20 protein-coding genes and 1 pseudogene are annotated in these 22,821 nt (G+C 36.5%); 5 read left to right on the forward strand and 16 right to left on the reverse strand.

Annotated elements, in window-relative coordinates; all coding sequences use genetic code 11:
• Positions 1-120: 120 nt before the first annotated feature.
• From AC4PL9_RS06520 to AC4PL9_RS06535, 4 genes are all read left to right on the forward strand, one after another.
• On the forward strand, positions 121-1,101 hold the full coding sequence (locus AC4PL9_RS06520) for a glycosyltransferase family 9 protein (protein WP_491603950.1): 981 nt from the start codon (positions 121-123) through the stop codon (positions 1,099-1,101).
• A 66-nt stretch (positions 1,102-1,167) separates the two neighbouring features.
• Complete coding sequence (locus AC4PL9_RS06525; protein WP_491603951.1) at positions 1,168-2,631, forward strand: MltF family protein; 1,464 nt, start codon at positions 1,168-1,170, stop codon at positions 2,629-2,631.
• Positions 2,632-2,676: 45 nt separating this feature from the next.
• The gene (gene miaA, locus AC4PL9_RS06530) at positions 2,677-3,600 is read left to right on the forward strand and encodes a tRNA (adenosine(37)-N6)-dimethylallyltransferase MiaA (protein ID WP_491603952.1); all 924 of its coding nucleotides are present in this window, start codon (positions 2,677-2,679) and stop codon (positions 3,598-3,600) included.
• A 63-nt stretch (positions 3,601-3,663) separates the two neighbouring features.
• Positions 3,664-3,870: a membrane or secreted protein gene (locus AC4PL9_RS06535; RefSeq protein WP_343787608.1), complete on the forward strand. Its 207-nt coding sequence runs from the start codon at positions 3,664-3,666 to the stop codon at positions 3,868-3,870.
• A 2-nt stretch (positions 3,871-3,872) separates the two neighbouring features.
• Here AC4PL9_RS06535 and AC4PL9_RS06540 read toward each other — a convergent pair whose 3' ends face one another.
• The 6 genes from AC4PL9_RS06540 to AC4PL9_RS06565 form a co-directional block, all read right to left on the reverse strand.
• The gene (locus tag AC4PL9_RS06540; protein ID WP_491603953.1) at positions 3,873-4,478 is read right to left on the reverse strand and encodes a hypothetical protein; all 606 of its coding nucleotides are present in this window, start codon (positions 4,476-4,478) and stop codon (positions 3,873-3,875) included.
• An 82-nt stretch (positions 4,479-4,560) separates the two neighbouring features.
• Positions 4,561-5,691: an FAD-dependent monooxygenase gene (locus tag AC4PL9_RS06545; RefSeq protein ID WP_491603954.1), complete on the reverse strand. Its 1,131-nt coding sequence runs from the start codon at positions 5,689-5,691 to the stop codon at positions 4,561-4,563.
• A gap of 87 nt (positions 5,692-5,778) precedes the next feature.
• Complete coding sequence (locus AC4PL9_RS06550) at positions 5,779-6,351, reverse strand: Crp/Fnr family transcriptional regulator (RefSeq protein ID WP_491603955.1); 573 nt, start codon at positions 6,349-6,351, stop codon at positions 5,779-5,781.
• Positions 6,352-6,519: 168 nt separating this feature from the next.
• Entirely contained in the window at positions 6,520-7,113 is a 594-nt protein-coding gene (locus AC4PL9_RS06555; RefSeq protein WP_491603956.1) for a hypothetical protein, read from the reverse strand.
• Positions 7,114-7,313: 200 nt separating this feature from the next.
• On the reverse strand, positions 7,314-7,778 hold the full coding sequence (locus tag AC4PL9_RS06560; RefSeq protein ID WP_491603957.1) for an ankyrin repeat domain-containing protein: 465 nt from the start codon (positions 7,776-7,778) through the stop codon (positions 7,314-7,316).
• A 153-nt stretch (positions 7,779-7,931) separates the two neighbouring features.
• The gene (locus AC4PL9_RS06565) at positions 7,932-8,675 is read right to left on the reverse strand and encodes an HNH endonuclease signature motif containing protein (protein ID WP_491603958.1); all 744 of its coding nucleotides are present in this window, start codon (positions 8,673-8,675) and stop codon (positions 7,932-7,934) included.
• Positions 8,676-8,940: 265 nt separating this feature from the next.
• Here AC4PL9_RS06565 and AC4PL9_RS06570 point away from each other — a divergent pair.
• Positions 8,941-9,408: pseudogene (locus AC4PL9_RS06570) on the forward strand (transposase); the annotation flags it as partial.
• Positions 9,409-9,523: 115 nt separating this feature from the next.
• On the opposite strand, the gene AC4PL9_RS06575 reads toward AC4PL9_RS06570, so the two are convergent.
• The 10 genes from AC4PL9_RS06575 to AC4PL9_RS06620 all read right to left on the reverse strand — a co-directional run bounded on the left by AC4PL9_RS06575 (position 9,524) and on the right by AC4PL9_RS06620 (position 22,789).
• The gene (locus AC4PL9_RS06575; RefSeq protein WP_491603959.1) at positions 9,524-13,057 is read right to left on the reverse strand and encodes a T9SS type A sorting domain-containing protein; all 3,534 of its coding nucleotides are present in this window, start codon (positions 13,055-13,057) and stop codon (positions 9,524-9,526) included.
• Between the two features lie 370 nt (positions 13,058-13,427).
• Positions 13,428-14,570: an alpha/beta hydrolase-fold protein gene (locus AC4PL9_RS06580; protein ID WP_491603960.1), complete on the reverse strand. Its 1,143-nt coding sequence runs from the start codon at positions 14,568-14,570 to the stop codon at positions 13,428-13,430.
• Positions 14,571-14,728: 158 nt separating this feature from the next.
• Complete coding sequence (locus tag AC4PL9_RS06585; RefSeq protein WP_491603961.1) at positions 14,729-15,424, reverse strand: hypothetical protein; 696 nt, start codon at positions 15,422-15,424, stop codon at positions 14,729-14,731.
• A 43-nt stretch (positions 15,425-15,467) separates the two neighbouring features.
• Positions 15,468-15,941 (reverse strand): hypothetical protein, encoded by a 474-nt coding sequence (locus AC4PL9_RS06590; RefSeq protein WP_491603962.1) that lies wholly within the window; start codon positions 15,939-15,941, stop codon positions 15,468-15,470.
• Between the two features lie 158 nt (positions 15,942-16,099).
• Positions 16,100-18,352: an ATP-binding cassette domain-containing protein gene (locus tag AC4PL9_RS06595; RefSeq protein ID WP_491603963.1), complete on the reverse strand. Its 2,253-nt coding sequence runs from the start codon at positions 18,350-18,352 to the stop codon at positions 16,100-16,102.
• A gap of 162 nt (positions 18,353-18,514) precedes the next feature.
• The gene (locus tag AC4PL9_RS06600) at positions 18,515-19,060 is read right to left on the reverse strand and encodes a GNAT family N-acetyltransferase (protein ID WP_491603964.1); all 546 of its coding nucleotides are present in this window, start codon (positions 19,058-19,060) and stop codon (positions 18,515-18,517) included.
• A 103-nt stretch (positions 19,061-19,163) separates the two neighbouring features.
• Positions 19,164-19,370 carry a YoaP domain-containing protein gene (locus tag AC4PL9_RS06605; RefSeq protein ID WP_491603977.1) on the reverse strand — a complete coding sequence of 69 codons (207 nt, stop codon included), beginning with the start codon at positions 19,368-19,370 and terminating at the stop codon, positions 19,164-19,166.
• A 266-nt stretch (positions 19,371-19,636) separates the two neighbouring features.
• Positions 19,637-21,031, reverse strand: coding sequence for a hypothetical protein (locus AC4PL9_RS06610; protein WP_491603965.1), 1,395 nt, complete (start codon positions 21,029-21,031; stop codon positions 19,637-19,639).
• 439 nt (positions 21,032-21,470) lie between these two features.
• Positions 21,471-21,947, reverse strand: coding sequence for a hypothetical protein (locus AC4PL9_RS06615; RefSeq protein WP_491603966.1), 477 nt, complete (start codon positions 21,945-21,947; stop codon positions 21,471-21,473).
• Positions 21,948-22,255: 308 nt separating this feature from the next.
• Positions 22,256-22,789: a hypothetical protein gene (locus AC4PL9_RS06620; RefSeq protein WP_491603967.1), complete on the reverse strand. Its 534-nt coding sequence runs from the start codon at positions 22,787-22,789 to the stop codon at positions 22,256-22,258.
• Between the last annotated feature and the right edge of the window lie 32 nt (positions 22,790-22,821).

The raw sequence follows: 22,821 nt of genomic DNA on the forward strand, positions 1-22,821 counted from the left end.
CTGTTTTGATTTCAGGCGCGGAATCTTCTGCGCTTTTTCGCTGTTTCCCGTACTTTCTTATTCTGTTGTTCTGTTGTTTCTATTAACTGGTAATAGAGATGTTTTTTTTAGCTTTGGGACGTGAAGCAATTTCTGATCATACAAACCGCTTTTTTGGGTGATGTCATTCTGGCAACTCCGCTAATCAGGGAACTTAAATTACAATACCCCGATGCGGAAATTGATCTTCTTGTCCGTAAAGGAAATGAGCAACTGGTAATGACTAATCCACATATACGGGAGGTGCTTATCTGGAATAAGAAAGCAGGTAAGTATAGACAGCTTTTTTCTCTTTTAAAAAGAATCCGTAAGCAAAAGTATGATGAAGTTATTGGTATACAACGTTACTTTAATTCCGGATTACTAACTGCCCTCAGTGGAGCTTCATCCCGGGTCGGATTTTCGGAAAACCCACTTTCCTTTTTGTTTACACGTCGTGTTCCCCATCAATTTGGTGACGGGACACATGAGGTCGCAAGAAATTTTGAACTGGTAGCGCACCATTCACTCTCCCCTACTTCCCTGCGCCCGGAACTGTTTCCTTCTACTGAAGATTATTTAAAAATTCAGCCGTTGGTACAAGACTCTTTTTATTGTTTTGCCCCCGCTTCGGTATGGTTTACCAAACAACTTCCTCTGAAAAAGTGGCTGGATCTCGCTCATCATATAGGTAGTGAACATCCGATATACATTTTAGGAGGTCCCGGGGATTTCGAAACCTGTGAACAGGTGTTGACTCAGCTTCCCGGTTTTAATTGTACCAATCTGGCAGGAAAACTAAACTTACTTGAATCAGCTGCTCTCATGGGCAAAGCAACAAGGAACTACGTCAATGATTCAGGACCGCTTCACTTATCAAGTGCGATGAATGCTCCGGTAACCGCTTTTTTCTGTAGCACAGTACCCAAGTTTGGTTTCGGACCACTTTCCGACGATTCTCAACTTCTCGAAACAACAGAAAATCTGGAATGCCGACCCTGTGGAATACACGGACATAAAGCCTGTCCGAAAGGACATTTCAAGTGTGCAACCACCCTTCCTGTAGAGCAAGCCAGATACTAAATCAGAAAGTTAGCAACAGATTTTCAGGTTTTGTCAGTGTGTATTTTTTTTTCGTATATTGACGAAGTGAACAAACCAAAAAAGATCATAGCTACTATCTTTGCTGCTACCGTACTTCTACTACTGGTTATATATATTCCTTTCGGCACAAAAGAAGAGGGAAAAATAAAGCTGGACTTCAAAACGGAGGAACAAAAAGAGAAGGATAACAGCTTAAATAAAATCATTGAAAAAGGAAAACTGATTGTTCTGACAGAAAACAGTACTGTCTCCTATTTTGTGTATAGAGGTCAAAAAATGGGATTTGAATATGAAGTACTGAAGCAGTTCGCCAAAGATCTGGGAGTTAAGCTGGAATTTCGTGCTGTCAAAAATCTCGACCATGTCATTACCGATCTGAATTCGGGAAAAGGAGATCTTATTGCCTGCAACTATACAATTACCCGTGATCGTCGTGACCAGATTAATTTTAGTATCCCGCACCTTCGTTCCAGTCAGGTTCTCGTTCAGCGAAAACCAGAAAACTGGAGAAAAATGAACAGTAAAGAAATTAAGGCTCACCTCATAACTGATCCCGTGCGTTTGGCTAAAAAGAAAGTTCACGTCTGGGGGGAGTCCAGTTATTATAAGAGAATGGTAGCTCTGATGGATGAGATCGGTGATACGATTTATATCCAACCGGAAGACGGAAATATTGAAACAGAAGAATTGATCCGTCGTGTATCCGAAGGGACGATTGATTATACCGTTGTGGATAAAAACATAGCCCTGATTAACAAACGTTTTTTTGATAACATTGATATTTCCCTGGAACTGAGCATTCGACAGCAGATTGCCTTTGGTGTTCGTAAATCTGACGAACAGTTGCTCGACTACCTCAATGACTGGTTGAAGAATTTTATGCAACAGCGTTTATACAGTTTTCTGAAGCATAAGTATTTCGATATCGGCACCCATACCCGAAAGGCTATGGATCAGTATTCCAGTCTGGGAGGAGGTAAAATCTCTCCGTACGACGAAATTCTGAAAAAGGAAGCAAAAAAAGCTAATTACGATTGGCGATTGGTTGCATCATTGATTTTTCAGGAGTCAAAATTTAATCCCCACATAGAATCATGGCAGGGCTCCTACGGTCTGATGCAATTTATGCCTGAAACAGGAGAACGATTTGGTGTTTATCCCGGTTCTCCTCCCGAAGTTCAAATCCGTGGCGGGATCAAGTACCTGAAACGTATCGAAAAGAATTTTATCGATGTCAAAGACTCTATCCAGCGCATGAAATTCACGATCGCTTCTTATAATGCTGGTCCCGGACATGTTTTGGATGCCCAGACAATTGCTAAAGCTGACGGTGCAAACCCGCATATCTGGGATGATGTTGTGGAAGAGTATTTCCTCCGCCTTACAGAACCGGAAATGTTAGCTGTAAAAGGTGTAAAGTCGGGTTACTACCGGGGCAATATGACCTATCGATATGTACGCGAAGTATTCAGAAGGTATAATGAATATAAAAACCTTTTCCCCGGATAGCCCGGAATCACTTCTCTTTCTTCATGATTCCGTATCTTTGTCCCTGTGCAGAACAAGGACAAACATCTTATCGTTTTAGCCGGTGCTACTGCGTCCGGAAAAACAGCACTTGCCGTAGAACTGGCTCTTCAGCTTAATTGTTCTGTTCTTTCTGCTGACTCCCGACAATTTTACCAAGAGTTATCCATCGGTACAGCAAAACCTTCTGTTGAGGAAATGAAAGGTGTCAGGCACTACTTCATCAACAACCTGAGCATTCGTGAAGAATATACAGCCGGGCAATTTGAGACAGATGCTCTTCGTGTACTGGAAGATGAGTTTAAAGAAAAAGATGTTGCTATTCTAACCGGAGGATCTGGGTTATACATTGATGCTTTGTGTAAAGGGATTGATGATCTTCCCCGTTCGAAAGAAATTCGCCAGCACCTTATCCGTGCATTTGAAAAAGAAGGTATTCATCCCTTGCAGGAAGAGTTAAAAGCCTGTGATCCTGAATCAGCAGCAATACTAGACCTACAAAATCCGCACCGCGTTATGCGGGCATTGGAAGTCTTTCGTTCCAGCGGAAAAAAGATGTCAGAGTTACAGTCAAAACAAGATAAAGAACGACCATTCTCCGTTCATTATTTCGCCATTCATCATCCACGGGAACAATTATACGACCGGATCAATCAACGCGTTACCGAAATGATTCAAAACGGACTCGTTGATGAAGTGAAAAGCGTAGAAAACTTTCGCAATCACCAGGCTTTAAACACGGTGGGGTATAAAGAAATCTTTGATTATCTGGATGGTCAATTATCGTTGGATGAAGCAGCTGATGTCATACGTCAGAATACCCGAAGATATGCGAAACGACAGTTAACCTGGTTTCGACGCGAAGCTTCCACAAAATGGATTGATTACGCTGCCCCCAAAGACAATGCTATAGAAATTATTCGCCTGCTTTCCCCCCTGTTGGATCACTGATATTTTCATTCGAAAACTTGAGAGTGCTCTCAATATTCATTAACTTTGTAAAAAACATGTAAGATGGCGTTAATCTTGATTACCATATTGCTTTTGGCTCTTGCTTTTGCAGGAATTGCTATAAAAATCTGGGCAAAAAAAGACGGTCAGTTTGCCGGAACCTGTGCCAGTAATAATCCATTGTTGCAGGAAGAAGGGGCTACCTGTAGTCTTTGTGGTGCACGTCCGGAAGAGCAGTGCAAAGGTGATGATCTGAAGCTTGAAAAATAGTTTCAGGGAGTACCCGTCAATATTTCTATTTGGTGAAGGAATCTTTTTTCCTGCAATTCGGCAGGAAATGATTGATAAGCTATGGTGTAGAATTCTGCCTCCCGGCAATTTTGTTCATTGATACTGCAATTCAGTACTAATACATAGATAAATTCCTGCCAGATTCGTCGATCTGTAGCCTGCATGGTGAGTGCGTTTCTATACTGTATAATTGCGTTATCATAATGTCTTTCTGCCACCCATTTCCGGGCGTCCTCGGTGAAAAAAGTTAATTTTTCTTCCAATTGTTTTTGCTTTCGTAAACGTTCTTCATTAACGTGCTCCACTTTAACGGTTTCTTTCTTAAAGATCGGAAGAACAACTATTAAAAAAAAGACGATGGAAGCGAGCGTTACACCAACTAATACGCGCCGTTGAAAAACCCGGGTTCTCTTCGATTTTGCCCGAATATCGTCTATTACTTCAGGAGAGGCATCCGGTGTTCTAATTTTACTTTTTCTTACCGTTGCCTCTCCAAGATTAATTTTGCGTCCCTTTCCCGAAAGCGTGAGATTGTGATTATCACGAAGTACATTACGAACCGACTGTACAACCCCTCCAAATAGCATCCGCGTAATTTTTCTTATTTAGTTAGATGCTCTAAATATACATTTTTGTTTCATAAAAGAGTGATAAAACAAAACGCCTAAATCAAATGATTTCATCCAGGGTAAATAGCTTATCCATCATTTTTTCATTCATCCGTCGTGGAGTGGCGTACTTAAGAATCGAATTACGGATTCCTTCAGCCAACGGATGATTCAGGTGAGCTATTTTTCCGAATTTCCAACTTCTATTCACCACCGAAGTAGCCTTTGCCCGACGAATTTCAGGATATTTCACAAAAGCTTCCACTACGTCATACTTTGCGACAAGTTCTCCCAAAACGTAAGCGTCTTCAATTGCCTGACAAGCTCCCTGCCCCAGATTCGGGGTCATGGCGTGCGCAGCATCACCTATCAGGCACGTATTCTCCTTCTGCCAGATCCGGATAGGTTTCACGTCATAGAGTTTTGCCTTGATTACCTTTTCGTCTGATGTTGCCCGAACCAATTGTTCCGCAATCGGATGAAACCCTTTTGTAAACACATGATGATCGGCGTCCAGATCCCCCAAATTATCATTGATTAATAAATACCAGTATACTTTTTTCTCCGAGATGCGTACAAACCCAAACCGTTTTCCTCCAGACCAGGCTTCGATCAATCTATGTTGGTATTCAGAAGGAAGATCAAACTCAACAACTCCTCTCCAACATAATTGCCCGGAATTCCGATACTCATTTTCATTATATAGTTTCTGACGCACCACCGAACGAATTCCATCAGCTCCAATAATGAAATCGGCTGTTCCTTCTGTTCCTCCTTCAAAAGATAATTGATACCCGTTTTCCTTTTTCTGTATATCTATTAAACGACGGTTAATTTCGATATATTCTTCTCCTAACGCTTCTACTAAAATGGTGTGCAAGTCCGCTCTGTGTATGGCATGATTTTGCAAGCCGTATTTTTCGACAAATGCATCTAAGCGAACGGAAGATAAAGGAGAAAAATTTCCTTTGGTGATATCCATTGCATCTATGCGGTTTCCTTTTGCATAAATCTTTTCATGAATCCCCAGTTTACGAAATACCTGTAGTGCATTATTAGCCATAATGATACCAGCCCCTACAGCTTTTAATTCCGGAGCCGCTTCGTATAACTTAAAATTCACTCCCGCTTTCTTCAAAGCCAGAGCAGTCGTTAGCCCTCCTATTCCTCCACCTATAATTGCTATCTTCATGACATACTGTATTATTTGTTCTGTCACAAAATTACGTCCTCTCCTACCTGTAATTCGTTCACTTAAGTTAATTAATTCCTCCGGCTGTTAACCTATTCTTTTCCGGATACGGCTTAACGACTGTGGGGTAATTCCCAGATAAGTTGAAATATATTTCTGAGGAATTTTCTGTATTACTTCTCCTGATCTTTTCAAAAGGTTATTGTAACGTTCTTCCGGTGTATTAAACAACAGGTCATCTAATCTTTCTTTTGCTTCAAGAAAGGCTACATCTGACATTTTTTTACTGAATTTCAACCAGAACACATCCCTGTCGCATAAATCATCAATGCTTTTTTTATCAAAAAGTAAAGCTTCCGTATCAAGAATAGCCTCAAGAATTAATTCAGATTGCGAACCGGAGATATAGCTTTTATAATCCCCAAAAAAACTTCCGTTCACCTGTAACAGGTAGCTAATTTCCTGTCCTTTATCATTCACAGCATAAGTGCGTATAGCCCCATCAACAATCACCCCTAATTTATCACACACATTTCTCGGAAAGGTAATTTTATCTCCTTTTTTGTATACGACAGTTTCACCAACTTCCAGTAATTCATCGAGACGTTGAACGGTCATCTCCAACAATTCAGAAAATAGTTGCTTATCTATTCCGGACATATTTTGCGCATTTCAATCTTCGGTAAAAATACGGATAAGAAGGCAAACCTTTTCTTCTGGATTACTGCATTTTTCGGCAATATAAACCGTATTTCGTATTCGGATGTCTAACTACCTTTAAGTATTGGTAGACACTTATTCTTCAATACAACTTATAATCGTATTGTTTTAAAATGTATACCCAATTCCCAAACCACCGAAAAAGAGCCAGGTGTGATGTGGAACATTGGGGTCAGGATTAATCACTAACCAATCATAAAGTGGTACAAATCCAATTTTCATAAAGAATCCTCCTTCTGGTCTTTGAAACCTATAACCTAAACGCAACGCAAGAATGATTATATCTTCTGTATGTCGTGTGACGTTATCAAAGCTATTCAGATAAGTGAGTCCAGATCCGAACTCAATAAAGTGTTTCTTTTTATAAAACGAATACAACCCGGAGAATTCTACTGGAAAGCTAATAGTTCTGTAATACCGGAGTGGAAATTTATTGGTAAAATGAACCCCAATTCTCCCTGATAACTTAAATTTTTCGGAGACATCAAATAACCTGTCATAGTTAATCGAGTAGATTACTCCGTTCCCACCAACTTCAGCAAAAACAGTGTTCTTTCGCACAACTGAAGTTGAGTCTTTACATTGAGCAACCGTCGTATCAAATTGCTTCCTCTCTAATGAGTCAATTTGAGCTGTCGCAAATCCGGTTGCGAAAATTGAGAGTATTGTGAGAATTACGCTTTGTCTCATATCTCTATCCATCCGTGTTTTGTATTAAAGTATTTTCATTATTGCTACTATGATTGTCAGGGTCCGGACAAATATTAATAGCAAAACATCTCCCCATCACTAAACAACTAGTTTTGTGTAGGCACTGTTGAGCTGTCTTTATTTATTTTTAGAATTTACACCTATCTATCTGCTACTCTCCAAAAGCATTTATCAATCAAGCCCAGTACAAATTATTTATGTTGTTCCAATAACTCTATTACAGCAGTAAAACCATAATGTTTTGCATAACTTAAAGCAGTAAATTTTCCTGCCGGCGGGGTTACAACAATAGTAGGATCCGCGCCATTTTCCAATAATACTTTTACTACTTTTGCCTTTCCCTCCATAGCTGCCAATATCAATGCTGTTTGTCCGTGTCTATTCCTTTCATTAACCGAGGCACCTTTTTCAATCAATAGCTTTACAACCGTATTCAAGCCTTTCCAAGCAGCACTCATTAGGGGCGTGTCGTCCAAGTTTTCACAAGGCTTATTTACATCTTCACAGTATGGTAGTAAGAGTTTAATAATAGTTATACTTTTAATATATATTGCCAAAGTCAAAACAGAGGAGTTTACTTCCGCACCTGCTTCAAGCAGTTCTTTTACTTCTTTCTGATCTTTGTTTTTTATTGCCTCCTCAAGTTTTCCTTTCATTTCTTCTTCTTATTCTTATTGGTTAATTATTCGTAATTACTAACGCTATAATTTTTCAGTTTGACTCGTCAATCCTAGAACTATAAGATCCATTGAGGGTTATTGTTACTGCTTCTCTTTTGCCTTATTCCCCGCATATATCAGCGACTTATTCTAATCATCTTCATTAGAATCACCACTATGAAGTGATGCTTCCCATCCTGCAATTCCTCCATAATGCCACATTGCTCCATGTGTATTCATATCGATTAATTCCATTTTTCCCACGTCTTGTTTGTGATGCCAGGTGTATTTATTCGTTCGATCAATGCCATGGGCAGCGTCTGCATGTGCGAAATGCTGTGCACGCGTACCATTAGCAATTATATTCGTTGATAATGCCGGAGTATTACCATATTGTTTTTTTAAATCATGACTAGCTACCTTAACAGTAATATTAGGTGTATTAATTCCTTGATATATCGTTCCATTCGCGATATTATTATCTGCAATATTTGTTCCGTTAAAAGTATCAATTACATAACCATTATCTTTATACTGATATTTAAAAAGACCGCGACCGCCTTCTTTTTGATCTATTACTTTCGTTGATGTTTTTCCATCTCCTTTGTCTCCAAAATCATAAACTGCTTTGTCTTTTTTTCTTTGGATTAGCCCAGTACTTTGTGGTTCAAAATGCTGTTTATTCGGTTGGCGGTTTGATATATTCTGAGAAGCTATAAGTTGTTTCACTTGAGAGCTACTATTTGCCACCTCCCGCAATTTCCGTTGAGCAACTGCTTCAGGTCTATTATCGACAAGTTGAAAAATAGACTTACTATCGTTCTTCTTGTGAGGTGTAGCGGCAGAAAACAACTGGTTCTCTTTCTTGTTGGTTTTGTCAGCGTAAGTATTCATATACTATTTCTTTTCAGGTTTTAGGTAATTGCCCGTAAGGGTTTTGTATAACCGTCACGGGATTAAAGATAATGATTTTCAGTTTAGAACCGGTGTTAGCAATTCCGAGTGGATTTGGACGTATTCGAATCTGCCGTAATTGCGGTTATAACATTTTCTTTTGTTTTATACGACTAAACCGCTATTCTTTATATACAATGGACATAAAGTCTGTTTTAAGGTTGTTGAATTCAAGTAGTCTCGTTCTTTAAATCGAAACGAAATAATGAATTTTCTAGAAGCAAAACTTAAAAAACTCATTAAAGAGAACTATCCAGATTTGTATTCGCGTCTCCAAAGTATGCCTGGAATAGGCGAAAGCACAGCTGTATTTATGCTCATACTGACCGAAGGATTTGAAAAAATCGAATCGGTTAAACAACTCATTTGTTATTTTGGTTTATCTCCAACAGAAAAATCATCAGGAAGCAGTGTTAGAGGCAGTTCTAGAATCAGTAAATAAGGGAATCCGAAAATTAGGAATTTACTATTTATGTGTAGTTTCAACGCTTGTAAAACCAACAAAGCTTGTCGCGAATTGTACCAAAGAATAATTGTAAAAGGAAAATCGAAAAAACTAGCGTTAATAGCTGTGGCCAATGAGTTAATTAAACAAGCCTTCGCTATTGCTAAATCAGGATTGGTTTATGATGAAAATTACCGAAGTGTAAATCCCTTATTTTTGAAAAAATAAGGGATTTTTTTCTTGGATTTTACCACAGTTCATCCTTAAGGTTCAAGTTTTTTAGTATCCATAAATGACAAAAAAAGGGAGACCGTTTCGCCTCCCTTTAATTTATTCAGATCGATTATTTTTTAATCATTTTTACAATTGACTTTCGGTAATTGGATCTCACTTCAATGAAGTATGTTCCACGATTTAATCTAGAAACATCTAAACCACTAGTCTTTACTTGATCAATGTTTGTAGCTATCACAAGCGATCCTGTGATGTCAAATATTTGAATATTGCTGTTAGCCTCTACATTATTAAAATAAATAAGGCTATTTGCAGGGTTTGGATAAATAGATGTTTCATTCGTCAGCTCATCAAAACCAACACCTGATTCAGAATAGTTATATGTGTCTGATTGACTAGAACAACCATTTTCGGTTACTTCAACCATATAAGTACCATCTTCTACAGGGTCAATTGTTTGACCTGTTTCAGTTGGGATGAGGGTCCCGTTAAAATACCATTGATTACCAGTCGTTGCGCTAGAGATTAATTGCCCGCCGAATAATGTGATTGTAGGTGTTGCTGGAGCCGCATTAACCGTAATTGTTACCTGTTCAGACCCCTGACAACCACCTCCGTCATCACCAGAAACTGTATAAGTCATTGTAGAAGAAGGCGAGAATGCAACACCATTTGTAACATTGTTATCCCAAGAAATATTTTGAGCACCAGAAGCTGTTAGAGTAACTTCATCACCCTCACAAATTTCTGTTGCAGTAGCATTTACGCTGAAGTTAACACCTGTTGTTGTAACGTCGAAATCACCTAAGTAATTGAACGTACCGTCATTTGCTGTTAATGTAATGGTTGCTGTACCAGTTGTATTGTTATCTAAATTAGCAATCACAACTTCGTAACTTCCCGCGCCAAGATCATTTACAGTAATGTCAGAGTTGTCAACGACTGCCTGATCTGAACTGCTAGCTGTTACAGACTGGATTGCGTAACCATTATTGGTAATTAACGCGTTAACACCAGACATTCCTAAAGATTTACAAAAAGTTTGAGTTCCAGGCATTGTTAATGTAGCATCATCGTCGAGGTTTGTTATTCCTAACGTTGCATCAGCCAAAGAACTGTATTCTGTATCTGTTGAGTTCATGGTCGTTACTGAAACATTTACTTGTATATTACCATCATCTACTACATCGTCAAGACCAGTTACAACTAAGTTCTGAGTTTGATCCCAATTAGAATTAGTAAATGTAAATGAAGTCTGACTTAATGAGATTTCACTCATATTAGGATTTGTCAATTCAACAACAACATCTTGCGAAGGTTGTGTGTTTAATTTAAGACTGATTGAAACTGACGTTCCTGTTTCTGCAACCTCATAATTTCCAGTAGTTTCAAAGTCAACACCTAATTCAGAATAGTTATCAGAATAGTTATATGTATCTGATTGACTAGAACAACCATTTTCGGTTACTTCAACCATATAAGTACCATCTTCTACAGGGTCAATTGTTTGACCTGTTTCAGTTGGGATGAGGGTCCCGTTAAAATACCATTGATTACCAGTCGTTGCGCTAGAGATTAATTGCCCGCCGAATAATGTGATTGTAGGTGTTGCTGGAGCCGCATTAACCGTAATTGTTACCTGTTCAGACCCCTGACAACCACCTCCGTCATCACCAGAAACTGTATAAGTCATTGTAGAAGAAGGCGAGAATGCAACACCATTTGTAACATTGTTATCCCAAGAAATATTTTGAGCACCAGAAGCTGTTAGAGTAACTTCATCACCCTCACAAATTTCTGTTGCAGTAGCATTTACGCTGAAGTTAACACCTGTTGTTGTAACGTCGAAATCACCTAAGTAATTGAACGTACCGTCATTTGCTGTTAATGTAATGGTTGCTGTACCAGTTGTATTGTTATCTAAATTAGCAATCACAACTTCGTAACTTCCCGCGCCAAGATCATTTACAGTAATGTCAGAGTTGTCAACGACTGCCTGATCTGAACTGCTAGCTGTTACAGACTGGATTGCGTAACCATTATTGGTAATTAACGCGTTAACACCAGACATTCCTAAAGATTTACAAAAAGTTTGAGTTCCAGGCATTGTTAATGTAGCATCATCGTCGAGGTTTGTTATTCCTAACGTTGCATCAGCCAAAGAACTGTATTCTGTATCTGTTGAGTTCATGGTCGTTACTGAAACATTTACTTGTATATTACCATCATCTACTACATCGTCAAGACCAGTTACAACTAAGTTCTGAGTTTGATCCCAATTAGAATTAGTAAATGTAAATGAAGTCTGACTTAATGAGATTTCACTCATATTAGGATTTGTCAATTCAACAACAACATCTTGCGAAGGTTGTGTGTTTAATTTAAGACTGATTGAAACTGACGTTCCTGTTTCTGCAACCTCATAATTTCCAGTAGTTTCAAAACCAACACCTGGGAAGGCTACAGCACTATATGCTCTAGAGTATACCCCCTGAGTGTCTCCTTGAAATCCATTACCTGACCAGGCAGCAACAAAGTTTCCGTCAGAAAGTTTCGTTACTGAACAAAATTCTTGCGGACCTGAGCTCGTAGAATTCATAAGTAATAATCCACTGTTTGACTCATTAAAGTTTTTTCCATAGATAACATATGCTTCACTATCATTTGGGTCATTCCATCCACCTATTCTAATTCCTTTAGTAATAACAAAATCACCATTATCATATAGTTGCCCTTCAATTTTACCAAACCAATCACCTCCAGAATGAAGGATGTCATTGTTTACAATTAAATTTCCAGACGCATCTAACATCCATAACCTCATAAAACGTTGCGAAGCAGTAGTTCCATGGGTAGTTGTAACGATTACTTCGCTGTTAACATTTCCTTCAGCATGTAAGTCATTTCCAACATTTTGTTCAGAATCAACTGTCCAGATGGAATATTCAGGAATTTCAGCTAGATAGTTAGCATTAAAGGACTTTCTCATTACTCTACGATCAAAATCACAGCATCCAGATGTATTGATGTAATAATGATAAATGATGGTCATTCTGCCATCTGGATGGTAAACAACGTTAGGTTGGGAATACCTGTTAGATAGATCCTCAGTCGCTAATACTTCTGTATTAATCCACCCGTTCGTATTCATATTATATCCACGAAGATATAACTGATCATCTCCTCCATCGTAACGATAAAGCCAAGCTAAAGAATCACCTTTTACGTCGAAATCATATTGGTCAATCGAACTAGCTACAGTTACCTCAGTTCCTAAGGTGTTTTGATCGTCAAGTGTTACAAATTTTAAATCTCCACCGCTTTCGATATATGAAATTATGTAGGTTCCATTTCCCTTGTATTCAACTCGAATATCTGATGCAGCTGAACCTTTGATAGTAATCTCATTTGACGTTGCAACATGATCACTTCCAAATTTACGAGCGATGACATTTCCACCATTCCATGCTCCTGCTGTCCAAACAATAATGTAATTATCATTTTCGTCTGAAGTAATAGCTGTTTCATGTTGATCTGTAGGGACATCAGTATTGATTAATTGCTCCAAGTACAATGGTTCGAGCGACTGACCAAATACAACCGAAGTTGTAATCAGAAATGCGCTTAAGATGATAGTTTTCATTTTAGTTATCGTTAAATTTATTTCCGCGAATTTACCAAAATATGTCGAATGAAAAAAAGTCTTCAAATATGCATTGAAAGATTGAATATAATCTATTTAGACATAGGTACTGGTTAATCAGATATTCGCCTAACCCGGGTTCGCCCCAATAGTTGTTCTCTAGATTTTCTAAAAGATTTATCTTGCCAATTATTTTCATATTTGGTCTTAGTCGATTTCAATGATTTCTTTGGTTATGTTTAATGTATCACAACGTTTGGTATATGAAAAGTAAGCAATTTCGAAGCACAAAACTTTCAATTAACAAGAAGATTAAACATGTTACAACCATTGAAATCAGTGAATTACTACTTATTTTTTATATATAATGTTACCAACCGTTTTTTATTTTTTCAGCTTCAATTTCTTCAATAATTTCACGTTTCCCTTCCCAGTTGTTTTCGACTGTTTTTAAAAGAAGTTCTGCCTTTTCCAGATGTTTTCTTGACGTTACCTTGTCCTTATTTCGTGTTAACTCATAAAGTGAAAGGTAGAATTCATAATAACTGGGATAATATTTTAACCCAAATTCATAAATTTTAGCAGCATATTCTTCAAGTTCATTGTTCCAATAGCGGGAAGCAATTCCGTTTATATCCGAAATTTCAGGTGGATAATCGTAAATTCCAATTTTTGAAGCAATCTCTATTCTATTCAACTCTTCAGATATTGAACCTGGCCTATTTATTAGCTTATACTCCATATCTACTTTAGCAATTTCAAAGTAGCGACTTCTATAATCTTCAAATACTTTTGTCAGTAAAGTAGGCATTGCCACAATGGGAACAGAATTGTGAGCCGAATAATTAGCTTCAAAAGTAATAATCGAGTCAAAAAATGATGAGAATTCAATTTTTAGTTTGTCGTATTTCTTTCTGTGTGCAAGATCTTTATCGACACCACCTATTGAGATTGAAATTTTTGACTTATCTATTACTTTCGATTGTTCAAATCCTTCAACAAGCAGTTCCATTTGGTCATAAGGTGAATTTGCAATTACAGAAGTGTAATAGTCTGGATGCTTGTAAAATGAATAGAGTGAAAATGATGCTGAAAAAGAGTGTCCTATAATTATTTTAAACTCACTTGGATTATATCTTATTAATTCTTCGTCAAGTTCTTCGGTTATAAATTTATCTAATGGTAACTCTGTTTTTAAATCTACAATAGCGCATTCTTTAATTCTATCTTTTAATGGAATTACAACAATAATAGCACTTGGCATTTCTTTGGTGAATCGTAAATACTGAATATCAGAAATAGTTGGTTTAACGAACCACTTGTGCTGTCCATCAAGCAGATATATTACAGGAAGTTTTACAGAATCCGATTTGTAGTTGTAAAATTCTGGTTTGTAAACATATACAGTCCTTTCTTCATTGAATGCTTTTGAGTAAAAAGAAAGTGTGTCTACTTCCTGTCCAAATGTTATGGAAGGAATGAAAAATAATATCAGAATACGTATAATCTTCATTAGCTAGTTTCTTTTAATGGCTGGTAACGGTTTGCCGCTTTTCGAAGGCGTTTTTTTCATCACTAAACTTCATTAGATTTACTAAGCTTGAATTTAACACTTCACTATCGTAAGAAGTACGCCCCCGGCTTTTGAAAAACGGCTGCTCCCTGCTGACATTATTCGTTTTCAAATTCTTCAATTGCTTTTTTAAGGTATTCGTCATCTATTTCACTTACATTAACCCTTTCTCCCCATATGATATAACCGTCTTTATCTTTAGCAACGCATCCTGTAAATCCCTTTTTAGTTTTAAATGTTTTATAGTCAACATTTGTTAAAATGCCCGACCGCATTTCAAAGATATGGTTTTTGTCTTTTGCGTAGCAATCTCCAAGAATTTGAAAAGTTTGGTAGTCAGCTTTTTCAAATATATAAAAGCTACCACCATCAGACATTCCATAATGGTGATAGATATGGTTTTTGTCTTTATAGTAGGTGTTACCGAGTTCTCTAAATGTTGTTGTATCAATTATATCTTTTAACGGTGGATTTTCGTCAAATCCAAACTTTGTAATATAGGCTTCTGCAATTACTTGTCCGTCTGAGCAAATAACACGGTTGGTTTTAAATCCAATTTCACCCAGCTTATTCTGCCAAAGACCACATTTTAGAAGTTTCCATTCAAGTGATAGGTTAACACTGTCTAATTTTTTTAAATACTGTTCGCATTTTTTGATTTTATCATTTTCAACTTCTACTTTATTGTCTGTTGCACTTTCATTATTGCCGTCTGTTTTTATCTTGAAAATGATAATAATAGAGCATATTATTACTGTAAGCAGTATTCTAAATATCAGGACTTTATTTTTCACCTATTGTCATCTTGTTATACTTACTGGTAACGGTTTTCACCCGTTATTTATTTCTAATCATGACACCTGAACTTGGTATTATTTCCGGAGTTGAATCCGAAACTACTCTTAATAATGCTAATGTCGTGTCTGATCTATTCAACATAAGACCCAATTTAATACTTTCCGAATACGTTATGTACTCAATAGCCCCATGTTCTACACCGTTATAAGTAATACTTGTGTTTCCAACTTCTGAGTTAACAACTGCCATCCAAGGTCGATCCCCTTGAATATTTAATGAGTCGGGTCTTATAGTAAACGTTACAGTGCTATCATCCCAATACCAAAGAACTAAGCTTTGGTGATGTGTAAATGTAGAGTCTATATTCTCACTGATTTCAAAATATAAAGAATCGGAATAAGCAACTTTTAGATTTTCAATAGCTTTGTTGAGTTCTTCGCTTTTATTTGAACAAGATGCTATTGCTATCAAGAAAATTACAATTGACATCTTTAAAACAATATTTCCACTCATGATGTATCTTTCTTAATGTTTACTATCGGTTTTGTATATGAAAAGCAGCGGAAATCAAGAACATATCCCTCTATAGTTAAGACATTTACCTATCATACCGAAACGATTCAGGTTAGCGCCTACATCGCTATTTTTTATATACATTATTACCTGCCGTTTTAATTTTCCAGGTATTTTCGTAAATATTCAGCAGTTGCTGACGTTTTGTGATTCACTAATTTTTCTACCGTTCCCTCAAATATTACTTTTCCTCCATATTTTCCTGCACCTAAGCCCATATCGATAATCCAATCGGCTTTGGAAATAATATCTAAGTTATGTTCAATAACAATGATCGTGTTTTTTTGGTCAACAAGCCTGTTGAGTATCAGCATTAATTTTTCAGTATCAGACGGGTGCAATCCTGTACTCGGTTCATCCAATACGATTATATTATCCTTATTATCAAGTTCTTTTGTTAGCTTTAACCGTTGTCTTTCGCCACCTGAAAAAGTGTTCAACCGTTGGCCGAGTGTTAGGTAGTCCAAGCCTAAGTCGATTAATAAATCGAATTCCTTCATAAAGTCGTTGTCATTAAAAAACGATTTCGCCTCTAAAGTGGTCAGGTCTAAGACTTCCGTAATATTCTTGCCTTGATAGGTGTAGTTCAATACTTTTGGCTGAAAACCACTACCATTGCAAACTTCGCAAGGAGCTTCTATATCATCCATAAAGGCTAAATCTATTTTCTTTATTCCAAGACCGTTACAGTTTGTACAACCTCCTTCGCTATTACTGCTGAAAAGTTTACTACTCACGTTATTAGCCTTAGCAAATAGGCGTCTTATTTTGTCCGAAAGACCTAAATAGGTCAATAAATTAGATTTTGAGCTGCCTCTAATTGGCGATTGATCAATAATTTTCGTTTTGGGGTGTTGCTTTGGTAGCACCTTGCTAATAAGCGTACTTTTCCCTGATCCGGCAACACCGGTTACAACAGTTAAGAGGTTTACAGGTATTTCAACCGATACATTTTTTAGATTGTATAAATTGGCTTCCGCGATTTTTATCGTGTCCTTTACCTCTCTTGGGGTTTGATTAATCTCCCTTTTAAGCGAAAAATAGTGTCCTGTTTTACCTTTTGAATTCTTTAAGTCTTGAAAATTACCTTCATAAATAATTTCTCCACCATTTACGCCCGAAAGTGGGCCTAAATCTACCACGTGGTCAGCGATTTTTATCAAATCCGGGTCGTGTTCAACAATAAGAACGGTATTCCCTTTTGCCTTTATTTGCTTAATGATTTGCGAGATATTGTCTAAATCTTTCGGATGAAGTCCAATGCTTGGTTCATCAAATATATACAACAAGTCTTCTAAACTATTACCCAGATGCCTTACCATTTTAATCCGTTGCGATTCGCCACCTGAAAGGGTTGTGGTCACTCTGTCTAAAGTCAGGTATTGAAGACCAATGGTAACCAGATTTTGCAGTTTTTTTGTCAGTTCGTTGATTACGCTCTGGTAAGTTTCGGATGAAATAGATTGAATAAATGAAAGTAAATCATCAATCGATAGAGAACTACAATCGGCAATATTTTTGCCCTTAATTTTGCAAGACAAAATTTTATCATTCAATCGTTTACCCAAACAGTGAGGGCAAATTTCGGTGGTAATAATTTTCTGTAAATCCGTTTTCCGCCGTTTTTCCTCTTTCGAATTCTTATTCAGGAAACCTCTCTCAATTCTTGGTAAAACGCCTAAATACTTCACTGTTTTCCCCCAATCCTTGGAAGGATTCTTTGGCCTATGTTCTGCTGAATGGAGCAATAAATCCCATTCTTCATCTGTATAATCCTGCAGTTTTTTGTCGTTATCAAAATACCCTGAATTCACATAGCGCAACCAACGATAGCCACCAGGTTGAAAAGTAGGAAATTGAATGGCTCCTTCATTCAATGATTTGGTTTTATCAAATAATGTTTGAATATTGATACTGCTGATCACGCCTAAACCATTACAACTAGAACACATTCCCTGCGGATGATTAAAAGAAAACACATTTGAATAACCGACAAAAGGGTTCCCCATTCTTGAAAAAAGTAATCGCAATGAAGCGTAAATGTCTGTTGCTGTTCCGACAGTAGAGCGCGCATTTCCGCCTAAACGTTTTTGGTTGATGATAACGGGAACATTGAGGTGCTCTATTTTATCTACATCAGCTACTCCAAACCGCAACATCCGGTTTCTGGCAAAACTATTCTGGGTTTCATTGATTTGGCGCTGCGCTTCTGCCCCAATGGTTTCAAAAACCAAAGATGATTTCCCCGAACCGGAAACTCCGGTAAAAACTGTGATTTTATTTTTAGGAATTTCTAACGTTAGGTTCTTTAGGTTGTTCTGTCTTGCTCCATATATTTTTATGTTCTTCATTTCTTCTCTTACAATTGCTCTATATTTCTATGTTTAAATTGTGGGGGACATTGTTGTATAACCAACCGTCAGTTACGGATTTATCTGTGTTCATTTTCGTTTAACACAGATGTTAACAATCCCGAGTGGATTCGAACGTAGTCGAATCCGCCGTAATTGCGGTTATACTATGTTAGTCACAGTGTTTTGTATTATTTTCTTCATTGCAATAAACTCAAAATTTTCTTTCCCAATTTGAAAGTCGTGATCACCAATTTTTTCAAATCCACTTTTCTTGTAAAAGCTTATAGCTCGTTCATTGCTATTTAGTACAGAAAGCCAAATTTCTTTAAATTCCAGTTCCTTGGCTTTTTCCAAGAGTCTATTTTGTAATTCAAATCCAATTTTCATTGACAAAAAATCTTTCAAAACGTATATTTTTTGAAGTTGGCAAGTGCTTTCCGAGTCGGAAAATTCTGATTTGGAATTCAATTTAAGTTTTGCGTAACCAACAGGTAATCGGTTTTCAAAAGCTATCCAGAAAATATTATTTGGTTTGGTAATTCCATTTTCAATTTTTTCAACTGAAAATGTTGAATTGTAATAATTCAATAAATCTTGCTTATCTCTAAAAAAATGTCCGAAAGTTTCGGTAAATGTAATTCTTCCAAGAAGAGCTATAAACTGAGCATCTTCCTTATTCGCTAATCTGATTTCTATATTGTTCATTTTCCAACGCCTGTTGTCTATATTGTACCCTACGGTTCACTTGCAATTTAAGAATGATTCAGGTGATTTTAAAAAGTTTCTATCTGTTATTTCTTCGCATATATCAAATATTTTGGCCTTTCGCTAATTTTCTTAAATTTTCCCTTGATTTGGCAAGGATATTAATGTAATAGTCAAACACTTTATCGAAACGACTGTCCGTACATACGCTCAAGTCTGTGGTCATAAACGTTCTATCTAAAAATAGGCTGAAAATTGTCGCAGGACTTGGAGCATTTTGTGCTTCTTCCATAGTTTTCAGCTTAATCACTTTTAATGGTATATTTCTGTTTTCTGCCGTTTCTACCAACGATTCTTTAACGTGAAATTCAGCAAAAGGACATCTGTTTGAATAATAGACAACGATTCCCTTTTTATCAGAACATTCGCCACTTCATACGGATTCATTGAATTTTGGATTATCGTCACTTGTGTCAAATTTCATTACCAATAGACTAAATCCGCTTGAAATTCTTTCGATTTCTTCAAATGATGCATAACGTTTTATTTAGGTCGTGTTGTGCTTGTTCATTTATTCTAGAGACAAACAATATAGGGATAATCACTAATCCCCATTTTTGTTTGCCAGTCTTCAACCGCATGAACTTGTCCTAAAGTAATATTATCAGAAGTGTATAAATTTTCAATCCGATCAGGTTCCGGATAAATCCTATTATGCGCATTTTGTTTTTCGTGTATACCCATTAGTTTTTCCAAAGTAATTTTGAGTTTCTTTTTTTGTTCATCAGCATACGAAAAGTCTTCTTTCAACATGTATCGCTCCCGTGCTATGAGATAGATCAAACAGCCTAATAAGTTTTCTAACATGTATTCATAAGAATAATTCTTTTCAACAATGTGATCATCTTTTTTATGGTACTCCGAACCATCAACGGTTAATGGCTGCATTTCCGTATAATTATCTGTCACATTTTCGATCCAGTTATTACAAATTGTGAGGATGATTTCAGAAGATTCTTCAAGAGTAAGTGTTGTGAATAATTGAACAAAGCGAATTGAATCACACGGGTAAGAAGGAAGAGTCTCATGATCTATTCCAAACCCAAAGTATTGATCTTGACTCATTGCTATTTTTGCAAGAGAAACAATCGAGTCTTCTGCCTTCATATTACTTAAGGCTATCAATGATTCTTTAGGGTTGATTATAAGGGATTCGTAGTAATCTTTTTTACTTGATATTATTTTCAAGTCACCAGAATCCATCCAGTAGGTTTCGCCTATATCAAATTCAACTAAAGTAAAATCCTGACGACCATAAACGTCTTTTTCTTTAGACATGTATTGCCGAATGACCTTCCCTCTATGAATAGCCCCCTGCTTTGTTGAAACTCTTGTACCTGGCAATAAAACTCTTCTTTTTTCCGGTGGAGCATCAAACAGGGCTTTAATTTTTTTAATTTCTTCCTTATAAATAGTGGGATTTCCCCAGCCCAAAGCGAGACCATTCTCAATAGCTAATTCGATCCAGGATGCAAGGTTATCGGCAATGACAGTATATTCATTTTCTCTTGCTGAAACAGCTGTGATTATTTTGGCTTTCTCTAAATCCGTTTCATCCTCCGGGAGGCAATAGAAAAATGGAGAATATTGTCCCTCAATCCATTCAAACAATAATATCTTTAATCCTTCGTCAAAGTTATATTCATCAGAGGCTGTTTCAAATTTCCCTAGATCTTCGATAGGAGGAATATTGATCCCAACCTCGAGACTTGAATTATTAGCAAAAGACGAGAGCAGATAACATCCATTCATGACAGAATAGAAGGATAATAGATCATCAGGGATTTTACCTTTAAACCCTTTTAAAGTTTCTCGATCTACCTTATCTCGGATTTCACAAGATACAATGTTTAAATCTCCTCTTTTCGTGATTTTTTCTAAATATTTTTTGAGTTCTTTTGCTGCTTTCATTTCATACAAATCTTAACACTTAATTATAACGGTTTTCAAATAGTAAACGCAGACCTATTACAGGTCTTTTAGTTGATGTTATGTACCTTAATTTATTTGAGTGAACTTACACCCTTTAATTCCAGAGTTACAAATATCTTCCATTATTTTTTCCGAAACGCATACTATTGATGTATACTTTTCCATTATTAGCCGAACATCACTGTCAGTTGAATTTCTACCTTGTTCGAATAAGATATAGCTGTATTCATCATAAGTTATCCTTTTCTTCAGTAAAGGTAAATCATATATGTAATGTTCGGGTAATTTATAATTCTTTACTAGTTTAAGTAGTCTATTGCTAACTACAAGTCCTTGTTGTCTATTTATAAAATCACCTTTATCATTTATGAATCTTTCTTCCTGTATTGGCTTCAACATGCGAAGCTACCGTTCTTTGTTAATTAAGGTGATCAATCATTTTTTTATAAAAATTAATGATTGGTAATATTGATTCTTCTTTGTTCTCAAAGCCCAAGTAAAATTGCATTTTTACATTGAATCCAGTTTGATCTGTTTCACCAATTACGAAAGGTTCAAATGACGTTTCCTGTACGATTTTTTCGAGGTCAGTTTCCTTTAGAAAAAGCTTGATTTTTTCAGCCAATAATCCATCAGAGCATTTAATTTTCCAGGGATTCCTACCTTTTGTAAATAATCTGCCTAGATTACTTCTTGTTTCAATTTTAAAGTCAGGAATTCTTTTTCCTGATTTGATTGTACACAAAAATTCCCCGAGATTAAAATTCCCAAATTCGTACCTAATGTTTATGCTACTTCCATTGTAGTCAATGTCTAATCGATGGAGGGTCACAGGCAACCGAGCTCCCATACCTCCATTATATTTTTTTGTTTCATGTTGGTAATTACCATTCAATTCTTGGGAAATTTCCTAAAATTTCGATTCAATCATAATTTTTCAAATTGTTGCTATCGGTTCGAAAATAGGCACATTCACCCAACGAATATAGTACTTTTGGCGCTTTTACTCATTTAATGTTATGGGCATTTTTTTCCTTTATGGACAACATTTCCCTTATTGTCATAAATAGTGATATAATTATCATTGTAAGTCCGACTTATCACACCAAGTTTGTTAAGTAAGCTATTCGATTTTGCCTTATTGCAGCCCCAGTTTCGTGATTGTCGATAAATTCATAATCCCAAATTTCATTCGGTATTTCATCAACCTCTTTCTTGAAATTCAACAGTTTGTTTTCCTCTTATTCTTCCTTGTTCGAATTTCTTTTTCAAATGATCTATTAAGTCTAATTTTAATTGATCACTCTCAATTGATTTAAAGGAAATATAGTAATATTCACTCCATGAAATTTTGAAAAGAAGTCCAGTTTCAGAAATCAAGCATTGTCTCATGCTATCAAATTGATGAGTTTTTGATATTTCATCGAAAGAAATTTTCAACTTATCATCAGAAATCTCAAATTCTAATTCTTTATCAAACAACTTCTCCTTTTCTTTTTTCTTTACCCACCTTTTTTCACGGGTTGGGTATTTGATTATCTCAAATAGTCCAATCACCATAAATGGTGTTCCAACTAAACGATTATCGACAAATAGTAACGAAATTATGAAGCCAACTATAAAAAATCCGATAGCCACATAAAGCTCATTCCTTCCTAAAAATCCGAAGTTAATTGAAGACTTTGCATGTTCTTCTAATAAGTCTCTGTTTTGCTTTTGTATAATCTCAAATTTCATAGTTCTCTAATGACACACAACGTTTTGGCTAT

This window comes from Wandonia sp. (genome assembly GCF_984588085.1).